This window comes from Streptomyces sp. NBC_00045 (assembly GCF_045041095.1).
Taxonomy (GTDB): Bacteria; Actinomycetota; Actinomycetes; order Streptomycetales; family Streptomycetaceae; genus Streptomyces.
Map to the genome: position 1 here is coordinate 6,872,332 of NZ_CP108271.1, position 14,150 is coordinate 6,886,481.

At 69.1% G+C, this 14,150-nt stretch carries 9 protein-coding genes and 3 pseudogenes; 5 read left to right on the forward strand and 7 right to left on the reverse strand.

The features are described from left to right. Window positions 1-94: 94 nt before the first annotated feature. The gene (locus OHA65_RS31830; RefSeq protein WP_327279594.1) at window positions 95-1,459 is read right to left on the reverse strand and encodes a glutamate decarboxylase; all 1,365 of its coding nucleotides are present in this window, start codon (window positions 1,457-1,459) and stop codon (window positions 95-97) included. Window positions 1,460-1,783: 324 nt separating this feature from the next. Between OHA65_RS31830 and OHA65_RS31835 the strand changes: the two genes are divergently transcribed. Then, window positions 1,784-3,364: a GMC oxidoreductase gene (locus OHA65_RS31835; RefSeq protein WP_405762940.1), complete on the forward strand. Its 1,581-nt coding sequence runs from the start codon at window positions 1,784-1,786 to the stop codon at window positions 3,362-3,364. A 31-nt stretch (window positions 3,365-3,395) separates the two neighbouring features. Here the strand turns inward: OHA65_RS31835 and OHA65_RS31840 are convergent, their stop codons facing one another. The 3 genes from OHA65_RS31840 to OHA65_RS31850 all read right to left on the reverse strand — a co-directional run bounded on the left by OHA65_RS31840 (window position 3,396) and on the right by OHA65_RS31850 (window position 7,533). Beyond that, window positions 3,396-4,439, reverse strand: a complete 1,044-nt coding sequence (locus tag OHA65_RS31840; RefSeq protein WP_405762941.1) for a cytochrome d ubiquinol oxidase subunit II — start codon at window positions 4,437-4,439, stop codon at window positions 3,396-3,398. Continuing rightward, window positions 4,436-5,917, reverse strand: coding sequence for a cytochrome ubiquinol oxidase subunit I (locus tag OHA65_RS31845; RefSeq protein ID WP_405762943.1), 1,482 nt, complete (start codon window positions 5,915-5,917; stop codon window positions 4,436-4,438). The genes OHA65_RS31840 and OHA65_RS31845 overlap by 4 nt, the downstream gene beginning before the upstream one ends. A gap of 776 nt (window positions 5,918-6,693) precedes the next feature. Beyond that, window positions 6,694-7,533 (reverse strand): SDR family oxidoreductase, encoded by an 840-nt coding sequence (locus OHA65_RS31850; RefSeq protein ID WP_327285862.1) that lies wholly within the window; start codon window positions 7,531-7,533, stop codon window positions 6,694-6,696. Window positions 7,534-8,930: 1,397 nt separating this feature from the next. Here OHA65_RS31850 and OHA65_RS31855 point away from each other — a divergent pair. Continuing rightward, window positions 8,931-9,335, forward strand: a pseudogene (locus tag OHA65_RS31855) (transglycosylase SLT domain-containing protein). Between the two features lie 13 nt (window positions 9,336-9,348). On the opposite strand, the gene OHA65_RS31860 reads toward OHA65_RS31855, so the two are convergent. Further along, window positions 9,349-10,107, reverse strand: coding sequence for a hypothetical protein (locus OHA65_RS31860; protein WP_405762945.1), 759 nt, complete (start codon window positions 10,105-10,107; stop codon window positions 9,349-9,351). 400 nt (window positions 10,108-10,507) lie between these two features. Between OHA65_RS31860 and OHA65_RS31865 the strand changes: the two genes are divergently transcribed. Further along, entirely contained in the window at window positions 10,508-10,945 is a 438-nt protein-coding gene (locus tag OHA65_RS31865) for a hypothetical protein (protein WP_327279600.1), read from the forward strand. A gap of 23 nt (window positions 10,946-10,968) precedes the next feature. On the opposite strand, the gene OHA65_RS31870 is transcribed toward OHA65_RS31865, so the two are convergent. Together OHA65_RS31870 and OHA65_RS31875 are read right to left on the reverse strand one after the other, a co-directional pair. Beyond that, window positions 10,969-11,289, reverse strand: coding sequence for a hypothetical protein (locus OHA65_RS31870; protein ID WP_405762948.1), 321 nt, complete (start codon window positions 11,287-11,289; stop codon window positions 10,969-10,971). A gap of 331 nt (window positions 11,290-11,620) precedes the next feature. Beyond that, window positions 11,621-12,022, reverse strand: a pseudogene (locus OHA65_RS31875) (winged helix-turn-helix transcriptional regulator). Between the two features lie 52 nt (window positions 12,023-12,074). Here OHA65_RS31875 and OHA65_RS31880 point away from each other — a divergent pair. Together OHA65_RS31880 and OHA65_RS31885 are read left to right on the forward strand one after the other, a co-directional pair. Beyond that, window positions 12,075-12,194, forward strand: a pseudogene (locus tag OHA65_RS31880) (RidA family protein); the annotation flags it as partial. 118 nt (window positions 12,195-12,312) lie between these two features. Further along, window positions 12,313-14,145: a glycoside hydrolase family 15 protein gene (locus tag OHA65_RS31885; RefSeq protein WP_327279602.1), complete on the forward strand. Its 1,833-nt coding sequence runs from the start codon at window positions 12,313-12,315 to the stop codon at window positions 14,143-14,145. Window positions 14,146-14,150 lie beyond the last annotated feature (5 nt).

Consider the following 14,150-nt stretch of genomic DNA (forward strand, 5'->3'; position numbering starts at 1 on the left):
AGTTCGTACAGACGAAGCTGCGTGCCCGTGCCGTGCGTCCTCGCCCCCAGGGAGCGGCTTCGTCGCCCGTCCCCGGGGGTACCGGTTGAGGGCGTCAGTAGCCGGTTCCGCGGTGGACCTGGGCCCGCTCGACGTCGTGGGTCGCACCCTTGTGATCCAAGGTGCTGCACGCGTCGGCGATGTCCTGGGTCAGGCGCTCGATCTGCTCGCGGCTCAGGGTTTCCTTGACCAGGGCACGCAGGATCTTCACCCGGTCGGCGTTGGGCGGGAGCGTGTACGCCGGCACCATCCAGCCGCGCTCGGCCGAGAGCTGCCAGGCGATGTCGGACTCGTCGTAGGCGTGCTTGTCGGCGAGGCGGAAAGCGACCAGCGGTAGCTGCTCTAGGTCGCTGCCGATCACTTCGAAGCGGCCGCTGTCGCGCAGGTTGTCCGCCAGTGCGCGGGCGTTCTGCTGCATCGTCTCCATGACGTAGGTGTAGCCCTGGCGGCCCAGCCGCACGAAGTTGTAGTACTGGGCGAGCACCATCGACGCACCGGTGGAGAAGTTCAGCGTGAACGTCGCGTCGGTCTTGCCCAGGTAGTTCTCGTAGAACACGAGGTCCTCGGCCAGGTCGGATTCCTCGCGGAAGACCAGCCAGCCGATGCCGGGGTAGACCAGGCCGTATTTGTGTCCCGAGACGTTGATCGAGCGGACCTGTTCGAGCCGGAAGTCCCATTTCGAGTCCGGGTAGAGGAAGGGCCACACGAAGCCGCCGCTGGCGCCGTCGACGTGGATCGGGATGTCGAGGTCCCGCTCCTTGCGGATATCCCGCAGGAGCTTGTCGATCCCCACGACATCGTCCTTGTGGCCGGTGAACGTGGTGCCGAGGACGGCGACGACGCCGATCGTGTTCTCGTCGAGGTGGGGCTCCACGTCCTCCGGGCCGATCGTGTACTTTCCCTCGGCGAGCGGCACGATCCGCGGCTCGACGTCGAAGTAGCGGCAGAACTTCTCCCACACGACGTGGACGTCGCCGCCGAAGACCAGGTTGGGCCGGTCGACCGACAGCTTGGCCGCCTGGCGGCGCTCCCGCCACTTCCATTTCAGCGACAGCGCGCCCAGCATGATCGCCTCGGATGAACCCTGGGTCCGGCATCCGGTGGTCCTACCCGGCGCGTGAAACAGGTCGGCGAGCATACGAACGCAGCGCTTCTCGATCTCGGCGGAAATGGGGTACTCCGCGTGGTCGATGAAGTTGCGGTGGAGGTTCTCGGCGATGATCCGTTGCGCCTCCGGCTCCATCCACGTGGTGACGAACGTGGCGAGATTGCGCTGCGGGTCGCCCTCCATGACGAGGTCCCCCTCCAGCAATCTCATGGCGTCCGTCGCGGCCATTCCATCCACGGGGAAGGTCTCCGAGGGAGCGGGCACGGTCAGGAAACGGTTGCCGAACAGAGCCGCGACGTCACTCTTGGTCATGCCGGCGACTCAATCACGTCCGGAACGGGAGCCATGCGCAGACCTGCGGATCGGGCTCGGCATACACGCGAACGGCGTACCTTCCCGAGTGATCGACTCAAGTCACCATATGTACGCCGTCGTCGAGGAGGGGCGAACTCCGTGCGGGCGATCGACGACTGTGCACCTGTTCGGCTCTCGTTGGATGGCTTCTGCCGGGATCAACCGATAGCTTCAAAAATGATACCGAACATCCGGATAGCGCGGATTCCGGCCCGCACGGTGCAGCGCCGCCCCTCTGGTGCGGCCACGGCAGCGACCGACTTCTAGAACGGGACCCTTCGCATGGCTGATGATCACCACTACGACGTCATCGTCATCGGTACGGGAGCGGGCGGCGGCACGCTCGCCCACCGGCTGGCCTCCTCCGGCAAGCGGATCCTGATCCTGGAGCGTGGCGACTATCTGCCACGGGAGCGTGACAACTGGGACTCCACCGCCGTCTTCGTCAAAGCCAAGTACCGTGCCCCCGAGTTCTGGTACGACAAGCACGGCAACGAGTTCCCCCCGGAGGCGAACTACTACGTAGGGGGCAACACTAAGTTCTACGGCGCCGCGCTCTTCCGCCTCCGGCCCGAGGACTTCGGCGAGCTGCGCCACCACGACGGCATCTCACCGGCCTGGCCGATCCGCTACGAGGATCTGGAGCCGTACTACACGCAGGCCGAGCAGCTCTACCTGGTGCACGGGCGGCACGGCGAGGACCCCACCGAGGGCCCGGCCAGCGGCCAGTACCCGCACCCCCCAGTGGAGCACGAGCCGCGCATCCAGCAGCTCAGCGACGACTTGGAGAAGAAGGGCCTGCACCCCTTCCACCTGCCCATCGGCGTGAACCTCACCCAGGACGACAACGGCCGGGCCACCCATTCCAGCGTATGCATTCGCTGCGACCGGGTCGACGGCTTCCCCTGCCTGCTCGGTGCCAAGTCCGACGCGCAGGTGATCTGCGTCGACCCGGCGCTGAAGTATGACAACGTCACCATGGTGACGGGAGCCCACGTGCGCCGCCTGGAGACCGACTCGACCGGACGCACCGTCACCAGGGTCGTAGCCGAACTCGGGGACGGAACGACCGAAGGATTCAGTGCCGACATCGTGGTGGTCGCCTGCGGTGCGGTCAACTCGGCGGTCCTGTTGCTCCGTTCGGCCAACGACAAGCACCCTGGTGGCCTGGCCAACAGCTCGGACGTCGTCGGACGCCACTACATGCGCCACAACAACCTGGCGCTGATGGCAGTGTCCAAAGAACCGAATCCCACGAGGTTCCAGAAGACCCTGGCACTGCACGACTGGTACCTGGGGGCGGACGACTGGGACTTCCCCCTCGGCGGCATCCAGATGCTCGGCAAGTCGGACACCGACCAGATCCGCGGTGAGGCACCGCGCTGGGCCGGCGCGGTCTCGCCCGACATGCCGTTCGAGGTGCTGGCGCACCATGCCGTCGACTTCTGGCTGTGCGGGGAGGACCTCCCGCTGCCCGAGACCCGCGTCACCCTCGACAAGGACGACGCCATCCACCTCGCTCTCGACGAGAAGAACAACATCGCCGGCCTCAAGCGCCTCCAGCACAAGCTCCAGGGAATGCTCGGCCACTTGGGCATGCACGAGCACCATCTGCTGTCGCACAGCATCTACCTGCACAAGGGCATGCCCATCGGGGCCACCGCGCACCAGGCCGGCACCGTCCGTTTCGGTGACGACCCGAACAGCTCCGCACTGGACGTCAACTGCAAGGCCCACGACCTCGACAACCTCTACGTGGTGGACACCAGCTTCTTCCCGAGCATCGGCGCGGTGAACCCGTCACTGACAGCCATCGCCAATGCCCTGCGGGTCGGCGACCACATCGCCGCCCGGCTGCGCTAAGGGGTACCGAGGCTGCGGCAGAGCGCGGCTGCTACAGGTTGTCCCCGGGTGCACGGGCGGCCCGGGTATCGGCGTCGGTGAGCGGCTCCAGCTCACCCATGGTGTCGAGCCGGTAGAGCACCACCAGCGCCGGGCCGACCAGCACGATCGCGATGAGCGTGACGAACGCCAGCCAGCGCATGGTGTGAGCTGCGCCGGCCGCCTCGGCCACAGTCAGCGAGGTGGGCAGTAGGTAGGGTCTCTGTGCGAAGCCCCAGGCGCCGACGGTCAGGGCGACGCTCGCCACTGAGGTGTAGCGGGACCAGCCGTGGATCCGGCGCAGCAGGATCAGCACCGTCGCAAGACCGCAGATCGCGGCCAGGACGACCAGCAGCAGTCCCCAGCCCCCGGTGAGGCCCTCCCAGACGTACCGGGCGTCACTATGGGTCACGGGCAGGCCGATGAGCGCGAGGACGACGACGGCGCAGAAGGCCAGCAGCGCGCGCCGACGGAAGTATTCCACGAGGTCGCCCGCGTCGAACCGCCGGGCGTCTGCGCAGAGGAACACCGCCCCGAGGAAGGCGGTGGCGGCGATGGCCAGCAGACCCGCGAGGACGGAGGTCGGGTTGGCCCAGGCGTCCGCGGAGGCGGTCGTCCCGACCATCACCCGGCCGGATGCGATGCCGCCGAGCACAGCCCCCAGGAAGAACGGCGTGAGCAGCGATGAGATGGCGAACATCGCACCGTAGACCCGCCGTCGGGCCAGGCGGCGGGACGGCTTGCGCAGAGCGAATCCGGCACCGCGGAGCACCAGGCCGACGGCGGCCAGCGCGAGCGGCAGCCACATTGCCTCGAACACAGCCTGGAACATCGTCGGGAAGCCGGTCCACATGACGATGAAGACGAAGATCAACCAGACGTTGTTGACCTCCCAGACCGGCGCCATCGCGTGATCGATGAGCCAGCGCGGCCGCTTGCCGCGATCCGCACCCCCAGCCATGAGGTCCCAGAAGCCCGCACCGTAGTCCGTGCCCCCGGCACAGGCGTAGGCGGCGACCGCGAGAACCAAGACCCACGCGATGACATCGGCCATCATGAGGCACCACCAGAGGTACGGTCGGATCCGTCGGCAGGCGTGCGTGCTGCCGAGGTGGGCTCGGGCTCGCTTCTGGGCCCGTAAGGGGTGTCGGTCTCAGCGGGCACAGCGCCCGATGCGGCCAAGCCCTCGTCGGCGATCCGCCAACGAGTACGCATCTTCAGAATGATCGCGAGGAACGAGCCGAAAACGGCCACGTACACGACGATCACGATGCCGAGCATCGCCCACAGCGATCCGGCGCGGGTGTCGGTCACTGCCTCAGCGACCTTCATGTGGTTGTAGACGATCCAGGGCTGGCGGCCGACCTCGGTGGTGATCCAGCCGCACTCCACGGTGACCAGGCACGCGACTCCCGCGACGGCCGCGCAGCGGAAGAACCAGCGGCTACGAGGAAGGTCCCGGTGCCGCAGCCACGACCAGGCGTACCAGAGCGCGAGCAGGATCAGCAGGCTGCCGATGGTGGCCATGATGTCGAAAGCCCAGTGGACGATGGTGGCCTGGACGGTCGTGGGGCGGTCGGCGGCCGGCACCGTCGTCAGCCCGGTCACCTGGGTGCTGGGCTTGAAGCCGGCGAGGATGGAGTCCAGCTGAGGGATCTTGATTCCGCCGGAGATCGTCCCGTCACCGTTCAACCGCCCGAACAAATACTCGGGCACGTGGGTGTCCGTCTCCCAGACGATCTCCATGGCGGCGAACTTGATCGGCTGCTTGTGGAAGACGGCACGAGCGGCCGAGTCGCCCAGCATGAACTGGACCGGGGTGAGAATCGCGGCAACGGTGAACGGCAGCGTGAAGCCGAGCCGGTGGTACCGGTCACGGCGCCCCCGCAACCAGCCCACGGCATACACGCCGGCGACCACGTATCCGGCCGTCAGGAACATCGCGACCACGAAGTGCCAGTACTCCGCCCCGAAGATCGGCGTGAAGACTGCCTGCCGCACATCGACGTCGACGGGATTGCCCTGCGTGTCGAGGCGGAACCCCTGAGGGGTGTTCATCCAGGAGTTGGCCGCGATGATGCCGAACGCACCCATCAGAGCGGCCAGCGGCAGCGGTACGGCCAGCCAGAAGTGCGTCCAGGGCTTGAGCCGGCGCCAGCCGTAGAGGTAGATGGCGATCAGGACCGCCTCCAGGAAGAACGCCCAGGCCTCGATGCCGAACCCCAGGCCGAAGACGTCGCCCCAGCGGCCCAGCATGCCGGGCCACAGCAGGCCGAGTTCGAAGGACAGCACGGTGCCGGTGACGACGCCGATGGCGAATTGCACGGCCATCACCGCCGACCAGCGCCGCGCGAGCTGAAGGGCGACGGCGTCGTTGCGGCGCAGCGCCCGGTGGTGCATGAGCAACGTGATGAACGGCAATGCCACGCCGAACGGCACCAGCAGGATGTGAGAGGCCAGGGTGAAGGCCATCAGCTGCCGAGCCGGCAGGAGTTGGGGCGGAGTGTCAGCCAGAAGGGCCGCTGTGCTGAGCATGTGCGCCTCGATGGTCTGCCCCGCAGGGCGCGGGGGCTGAGGAACGACAGGGGTGCGAAAGGGTGGCAACGGCAGATGCCGGCCACGTGTGCGGTCAGGGAGACGGCGGGGGCGCCCTATGCCTGGGGGTCAGCCCTTGGCGGCGCGGCGGCGTCGGACGAGGTGAAGGCGAGCTCGCGTCGCGAGCTGATGGCGAAAGCGACGGACCGGCTGAGCACCGCTCCCAGCCTGCAGCGGAATCCCGTGAGGAAGGCCACGGGGATGAAAAGGGCCACACGCCAGCCGATCACACCCAACGGGTGCAGCGGGCCGGCCTTGACCGGCGATCTCCCTGATCTGTCCTGCCAGTTCGACACCGGTCGGGCCCGCCGCCGACCAGCGCGAACGTGAGCCATCGCTGCCGTTCCCTGGCATCTGCCGCCGTTTCGGCCATCTCGAACACCCGGTAGATCCGCCGACGGATGTCCAGTGCGTCGTTCAGCGTCTTCATGCCGGACGCGCGCGGCAAACCCGTCATGCCCGAAGGAAGACTGGCGCATGCCGACCGCGCGGGCTTCGACAACCACGTCGGTGGCTTCGGTCGCGCGATCTGGCCCTCGGACAGGAGTCCTGAAGCGCACTGGTAGAGCAGCGGTTGGACGACGTGGTGGGCGCGGGCGGTCGACCACGGTGACCGCGACCGGCGACCGGCGCAGCGCGCGGGCGGCGAACAGCCCGGCGAACCCCCCGCCGAGGATCACGACCCGGCGGGGCGTGACGTGATCCGCCATCTGGGATCAGCCTCCGGTGGCGAAGCCGGGGAAAAGGGTCATCCCGCCGTCCACGTACAGCGTGGCCCCCACGACGTAGTCGAGCAGGTCGGACGCCACGGCGACGACGGCGTTGGCGATGTCGTCCGGGTCGCCCACGCGGCGGTACGGGATGAGGCGCAGCAGATCGGCCTCGGCCTCGGGGGTGGCCCAGGCGTCACGGTTGATGGGCGTGCGGATTGCGCCGGGTGCGACCGCGTTGACCCTGATCCGCTGAGGAGCCAGCTCCTGGGCGAGGGTCTCCATTAGCATGCCCACGCCACCTTTGGAGGAGGCGTAGTTCACGTGCCCCGACCAAGGGATGATCTGGTGGACCGAGCTCATGCAGATGATCTTCCCGGCCGACCGGGAGACCTCCGCCACCACGCCGCGCCGCACGAACTCCTTGGCGGCCTCGCGCGCGCACAGGAACTGGCCGGTCAGGTTGACGTCGATGACCTTCTGCCACTGGGCGAGCGTCATGTCCACCACGGCCGCGTCCCGTTGAAGACCCGCATTGGCCACCATGATGTCGATGGTGCCGAACTCCTCGACCATCCGCGCCACCATGGCGACCACCTGGTCCTCGTCGGATACGTCGGCCTCGTGGGCGTAGGCGCGGACGCCGAAGTCCTTGATCTGCGCAACGACCTTCTCGGCCTCGTCCTTCCCGACGACGTAGTTCACCACGACGTCCGCTCCGGCCCGGCCCAGGGCGATGGCGGTCGCCATGCCGATACCCGAGTTGGCACCGGTGACCAGAGCCTTCTGACCCCTGAGAAGCTGCGCGGTCACCGTCCCGCTGTTCTCGTCGACATTTCCTACCATCACGATCTCTCCTTCGGCGTTTCGGACGGCACGCATGCCCGGAACGGGCGACGTACGCGGGGTAGGCTGGGAGTCGGTCGGCCGGCCGGGCCAGACACAGGAGCCGTTCCATGCCTGGCGCCCCGACAAAAGCATCTTGCGCAGCGGGCGGCACCGACCGGCGCGCCACGCAGCCGCATTCGGCCGGACATGTCACACGGTCGGGTTACGGGCAGACTTCCGACGCAAATGGGGGGTGTCCGACAGCGGGTAGTTGGACTCCGGATCGTGGCCAGGCCTGGTGTAGACACGGCGGCCTGCGAAATCGGCCACGAGGCTCCGCCCCGGGACCGGAGGGGCTTTTGCGCGTTTCACCGAGTTGGCTGCTGCTGAACTGGCCGGAGCTTCGGGCAACAGCGATGCGGCGGATCGTGCAGGCCGGGTCTCGGGCCGTCCGGTGCGGTTCGGACACACCGTCAGGGAGTCGTCGTCGACGTCGACCTGCTGGTCCTGGCAGTGGCGCCGCGCACCCCGGGTCGGTGTGGTCCGGTGTGGACCGAAGGCTCTGTGCATGGCAGGTACACAGCCGAGCGGGGCGGAGCGGGGGCCGGGGCGGACCGTGACGGGTCGTTCGAGCCGAAGATCGTCGGCAAGCGCCAGAAGCGCCGGTCCGGCGTGGAAGCTGGCGTCACATTCTCCCCAGGAGTCGGCTGTTGCCAGGAAGACCAATGCCTGGCGGCCGATGAAGTCCCGCATCTCGGGTGTGAGGCGGCGGCGCACCTGCTGGTCGTAGAACCGGACGGCGCGCTCGGCGGTCCCCAGTCGCTGCTGCAGCTGGTGTCACCCGCTGATCCGAAGGGCGGCGGGGGCAAGGTCACGGGGGTCCTCCTGGCGGGACGAGCAAGTGCTTGGCTCGGGGAAGGGACAGGGCGGGTGTTTCCAGTGCGAGGGCCGGGTGCCAGCGGTCGCCCGGCGCGCGCAGCCGCTCGACGGCGGCGGACATGTGCGCGGGCGCCGCGTCCTAGCGACCCTGCTCGCGCTTGATCCGGGCGGTGAGCGCGAACGTCCTGGCCGCGCCGTGCGGCCCGTCGGCCGACGCGCAATAGCGGCGTTCGATGCCCCCGTCTCCTTCGATTCAGGGGCCGGAAGGCCGCCGACGGGCCCCGCACCGGCCGGGAAACCCGCCCCGACCTGCCCGGAGGGCGGCGCGTCGGGTGCCGGGGCGGTCGGCCCGGCTGCGATGGCCGCTCGTAGATAGGGGTCGTTGCCAGGCGGCGGAGGGCCTGGCTAACTGGTTGTCGTCGCTGGGCGGCCCGGGTGGTTCACCCGCCGCCGGCGATCCCCTCTCCCCCGTGTGAGTGGCTCACGCATGCCTCCGGCGTGCCGCGACCGTCCTCGTCGCCTACGGAAGGGTTTCCGTGTCCGTCTCCGTCATCCGCCGCATCGCCGCTTCGAAGAAGACCCTCGCGGGTTCCGTGGTCGGCCTTGTGGCCGCCGGTTCCATGCCGGCCGGCGTTCCCGCGCAGGCCGCCCCCCCACGAGCGCCCAGGCGGTCGCCCAGCAGATGATCAAGGACCCGGCCCAGTTCGCCGCCTTCGACAAGATCGTCTCCCACGAGAGCGGCTGGAACCACACCGCCGCCAACGCCTCCTCCGCCGCCTACGGCCTGGTCCAGGCCCTGCCGGGGTCGAAGATGGCCTCGGCCGGCGCAGACTGGAAGACCAACCCCGACCCAGATCAAGTGGGGCCTGGACTACATGAACTCCCGCTACGGCTCCCCGCTCGGGGCCTGGAACTTCTGGCAGGCCCACCACTGGTACTAAGCCACCAGTGAGCTCAGCCGGCGGGCTGAACAGCGATACCGAAGGACCCGGTGGCCGGCCCCTCCAGGCCGGTCCCCGGGGCCTTCGGCCTTGGCATCGAAGGCCAAGGGGCGCTCGGCGCGGGGAGTGCCGCGTTCCGCAGCGCTGTGCGAGCGAGCTGCTGCGCCATCACGCTCACGGGGGCCGGAGCGATGTGCGGCTTGTGGTGAACGAGATCCACGGTGATGAGCACGTTGCCCGATCGCACGGTGACCTTGGCCCAGTTCGGTAGGTCGGCGCGGGTGACGAGACGGGCCTCGTCACCCGGTCCGTCCAGCCACTGTGCCTCTCCGCCGGCCCACCTGCGCAGGTGCGCTGCCGCCTGCGCCACTGCGCTCTTGCCGGGTGCGGGCTGCACGATCTGCGTGTCCAGAGTGATGGTCGCGGAATCCGCAGGGCCGGGGTTGATGCCGCATTGGTCGTGTCCCGCCTGCCTGATCGAGGGTTCTTGCATCAGCGGAGCCAGCTGCTGCGCCGACAGCAGCTCGCAGGCGGGCGGCAGACCGTCGTGGGGGCCGCCGGGGCCGTACGCGCCTGCCGTGGCGGTGAGGGCTCCCAGCAGCGCGAGCGACGTGGCCCAGACGACGGTCCGCCGGGCCATGGCGGCGACCCTACGTCGGACCGGACCGTCAGGGGCGTCCGCGCCGGGGGCAGTCGTGCCATGGGTGTCCGCGAGGCGGTTTCGCAACTCGATGTGGCGGAAGCGGTAGACCCCGCTGCTCTGCCTCAGCATGCCGCGACGGTGGGCGTCCCGGAGGAAGGCCATGAGCCGCCACGGAAGCCAGTCGGGGATGCTGCTGTGCGAGGCGGGACGCGGCCCATCCCCACAGTCCTTGCCGTCCGGGATCCCAGGACGCAAGGGGCAACACCACCGGAACCGGATCGGATGACGCCGGGCGCCGCATCGCCAGCAGCTCCCGCGCCAGGTGCAGTGCGAGGACCGACTTGCCCGCTCCGGGAGCCCCCAGCAGGACCAGACGGCCGGACGGCAGTCGCCGGAAGAGGTCCGCGATTGCGCCGAACTCGCCGTCCAGGGAGGGTCCATCGGCTCCTGACTGATCGGCATCCGGCCAGTCCTGCGTGAGCAGCAGCGGATCCGCCCGTGCCCAACGGACCGGCAGTGGAATGGGGTCATGCGTCCTGGCCAGTCGTTCCTCGCGCCCGTAACGCTCCTCCACATCGCGCCCCAGCAGCTCGACCGCCTCGTCCAAGCGCGCGGCCGGCAGCCCCCGACGGCGCAGGCGCCACCACCGGCGCACCGACAGCGCGCCGAGGTACACCCCGGCGAGCAGCACGCAGGCGGCGGACAGCAGGAGGGCCGTCGCCGCTGCCAGCCCAACCGACGAGCGAAGAAGTTGAACGCCACCGACAGCCAGGAGCGTGACGGCAACGACGGCATAGCCGTGGAGAGGGCCCGGCCCGTCCACCGGTGCGGGTGCGGCATGGTAGACGACATGGTCGCCGGTAATGGCGACCTTGATGCCCCCGCCCGCGGCAACGGACCGCTCGCCCACGGCGGCGACGTCCCGGTGCGAGGAATCCTCGCCCGACCGCCTCTTCGGCTTCCGTAACCGGTCGGGCTGCGACCCTGGCGTCACGATCGGTTGTCCTCGCCGGTGACCGCGTCACCGATGTGCCCACCCGCTGCCACGGACCCGTCGCCGCCGGCCCGCACCGCTCCGGCGGCACCTGCCCCGGCGGCACCTGCCCCGGCGGCACCTGCCCCGGCTTCGCCGGGCGGCGGGGGAGCGGAGCCCAGGCGGTTCCTGTCGCCGGTGACCGCCCGGCCGATGCTGCCGCCGGCCGCGACCGAGCCCGTGCCCCCGGCGTCGACGTCCCCGCCCCTACGCGAAGTGCCTGCCGTATCGCGGACCAGGGCGTACACGGCCACCGCCGCGCCCACCACGCCGGCCACCGAGCTGACGAGGCCGGCGAGTCAAGGGGTCGCAGGTTCAAATCCTGTCGTCCCGACTTTGCTTTGAGCAGGTCGGAAGCCGTTCTCTCACACGTGGGAGGACGGCTTTTCGCATGTCCGGTCGGCCCTTCGGGCGTGGCGTGCAGCCCGGCGGTGGTGATCTCGTACCCCGCTGACGTTCCGGCAGTACCTCCCGATCCTGGTGGAGCGCCGCGCACAGGGCCTCCTCGCCGCGGCGGGCGACGGCGGGTTCACCGGCAGAGGAGCCGACGCGTAGCCGTTCGCCACCGGTCGAGCGAGCGGAAGGGAAGGACGGGCGCCGCGAGGGCGGTCAGCGTGCGCGTCGTGCTCGCTCGTCGAAGCGGTGACGGGCGCTCTCGATGGCCCCGAGGTGGCGGTGGGTCCAGTCGCACATGGCGTCGACCGTCGCGCGCAGGGCCCGGCCGGGCTCGGTGAGCGTGTACTCGACGCGCGGCGGCACGGTGGGGTGCACCGTGCGCTCGACCAGGCCGTTGCGCTCCAGCAGTCGCAGGTTCTGGGTGAGCATCTTGTGGCTGATGCCTTCGATCCCGTTGCGGAGCTCGGTGAAGCGCAGGGTCCGGTCGCCCACCGTTTCGATGATCAGGAGGGCTCACTTGTTGGCGATGTCGGAGAAGATCTCCCGGGCCAGGGAGTCCGCCCGGGTCACATCGGCTTCGTCCTTGGCCGAGCCCTTGAGCTGCTTGGTCACCATGAGGTTCCTCAGTCACCGAAAAGTGCGTTCTTCCACGTCAGCGGCCATCTCCGCCAGGGCGGCCGCGAAGCTGGACGTCACTCCGGTGCCGCCGGCCACGCTGATCGGCGTGGCGGCGCTGGACGTTCCCGAGCACCTGGTCGAGATCGAGGCCACTGCCGTCCTCGACTGAGGCCGGTGTTCGCCGTCTCTCCCGGCCCGCCGCGCCGGAATCCAGGGGCGATCTACCATGAGAGACGAGGTTTCTTGATCTCCGCACCTGCCAACGGCGAAACGGTAGGGAGGCCGACATGGAATTCGGGAGCGGACCCGGGGGAGTGGACGGCTCACGCTATCTGCCGATTTCCGAGCACGGCCTGATCGGTGACCTCCGCACCGCCGCGCTCGTGGGGACCGACGGCACGATCGACTGGTACTGCTGCCCGCGCTTCGACGCACCGAGCGTGTTCGCGTCCATCCTCGACGCCGACCGGGGCGGATCGTGGGAGCTGGCCGCCGACGTACCGGCGCGCACCCGACAGTTCTACTTCCCCGATACCAACGTCCTGATCACGCGGTTCTACGCCGCCGACGGGGTGGCGGAGATCGAGGACTTCATGCCGGTCGTCGACGAATCGCGCGAGGCGGCCCGGCACCGGCTGATCCGGCGGGTGGTGTGTGTGCGGGGAACCCTTCCGTTCGCGGCGCGGATAGCTCCCCGCTTCGGCTACGGCGCCGAAGCGCACACCGTACGCGCGCAGGCCCACGAGGCCGTCTTCGAGTCCCCGTCGATCTCGCTGGCGCTGTCCTCCACCGCGCCGCTCGAATCCGACGGCACGGACGTGCGGTCGCACTTCAAGCTCCTCGAAGGCGAGTCCGTGGTGTTCGCCCTCGACCAGATCAGCGACCACGTCCGGCCGCGGGCCTGTCCGCACGCCGAAGCGGAGGCGGAGTTCGAGGCGACGGTCCGGTTCTGGCGCCACTGGGTGGGGCGCTCGCGCTACCGCGGCCGGTGGCGGGAGATGGTGCACCGCTCCGCGCTGGTGCTGAAGCTGCTCACCTACGTGCCCACCGGTGCGATCGTGGCCGCGCCGACGACCAGCCTGCCCGAGCGGATCGGTGGTGAGCGCAACTGGGACTACCGGTACGTGTGGGTCCGCGACGCGGCCTTCTGCGTCTACGCCATGCTCCGCCTGGGCTTCACCTCGGAGGCCGAGGCGTTCATGGGATTCCTGTCCGACCGGGGCATCATGCGGGGCGCCGGCCCCACCGGTCCGTTGCAGATCATGTACGGCATCGACGGGCGCAGTGACCTGCCCGAATCCGAGCTGTCCCACCTGGAGGGGCACCTGGGCTCCGCTCCGGTGCGGGTGGGGAACGCGGCCACCAAGCAGCTCCAACTGGACATCTACGGAGCGCTGATCGATTCCATCTACCTGTACGACAAGTGGGGGCAGCCCATCAGCAGCGATCGCTGGGACGAGGTCGGCGCCGTGGTGGAATGGCTCTGTGACCATTGGGACCAGCCCGACGAGGGCGTCTGGGAGACCCGGGGCGGCCGGAAGAACTTCGTCTACTCGCGACTGATGTGCTGGGTGGCGATCGAACGGGCCATCCGGATGGCCAACCGACGCGGCCTGCCGGCCGATCTTCCCCGCTGGCAGCAGAGCAGGGACGCGATCTACCGGCAGATCATGCGGCAGGGCTGGTCGGCCGACCGCGGGGCGTTCGTCCAAGGGCTGGGCGACGACGTACTCGATGCTTCCGTGCTGATGATGCCGATGGCCAAGTTCATCTCGCCCACCGACCCCAAGTGGCTTTCGACCCTGGACGCGCTCACCGCGGATCTGGTCTCCGACTCGTTGGTCTACCGCTACGACCCGGAGGCCAGCCCGGACGGCCTGCGGGGCGCCGAGGGCACGTTCTCGATCTGCTCCTTCTGGTACGTCGAGGCGCTCACCCGCGCCGGACGGCTGGAGGAGGCCCGGCTGGCCTTCGAGAAGATGCTGACCTACGGCAACCACCTCGGCCTCTACGCCGAGGAGATCAGCCTGACGGGAGAACAACTCGGCAACTTCCCACAGGCGTTCACCCACCTCTCGCTGATCAGCGCGGCCTTCAACCTTGACCGCGCCCTCGGCTGAAACCC

Coding starts and splice junctions, on each gene's coding strand:
- OHA65_RS31830 (WP_327279594.1), bottom strand. CDS start 1,459: ATGACCAAGAGTGACGTCGCGGCTCTGTTCGGCAACCGTTTCCTGACC.
- OHA65_RS31835 (WP_405762940.1), top strand. CDS start 1,784: ATGGCTGATGATCACCACTACGACGTCATCGTCATCGGTACGGGAGCG.
- OHA65_RS31840 (WP_405762941.1), bottom strand. CDS start 4,439: ATGATGGCCGATGTCATCGCGTGGGTCTTGGTTCTCGCGGTCGCCGCC.
- OHA65_RS31845 (WP_405762943.1), bottom strand. CDS start 5,917: ATGCTCAGCACAGCGGCCCTTCTGGCTGACACTCCGCCCCAACTCCTG.
- OHA65_RS31850 (WP_327285862.1), bottom strand. CDS start 7,533: ATGGTAGGAAATGTCGACGAGAACAGCGGGACGGTGACCGCGCAGCTT.
- OHA65_RS31860 (WP_405762945.1), bottom strand. CDS start 10,107: ATGCTGAGGCAGAGCAGCGGGGTCTACCGCTTCCGCCACATCGAGTTG.
- OHA65_RS31865 (WP_327279600.1), top strand. CDS start 10,508: ATGCGTCCTGGCCAGTCGTTCCTCGCGCCCGTAACGCTCCTCCACATC.
- OHA65_RS31885 (WP_327279602.1), top strand. CDS start 12,313: ATGGAATTCGGGAGCGGACCCGGGGGAGTGGACGGCTCACGCTATCTG.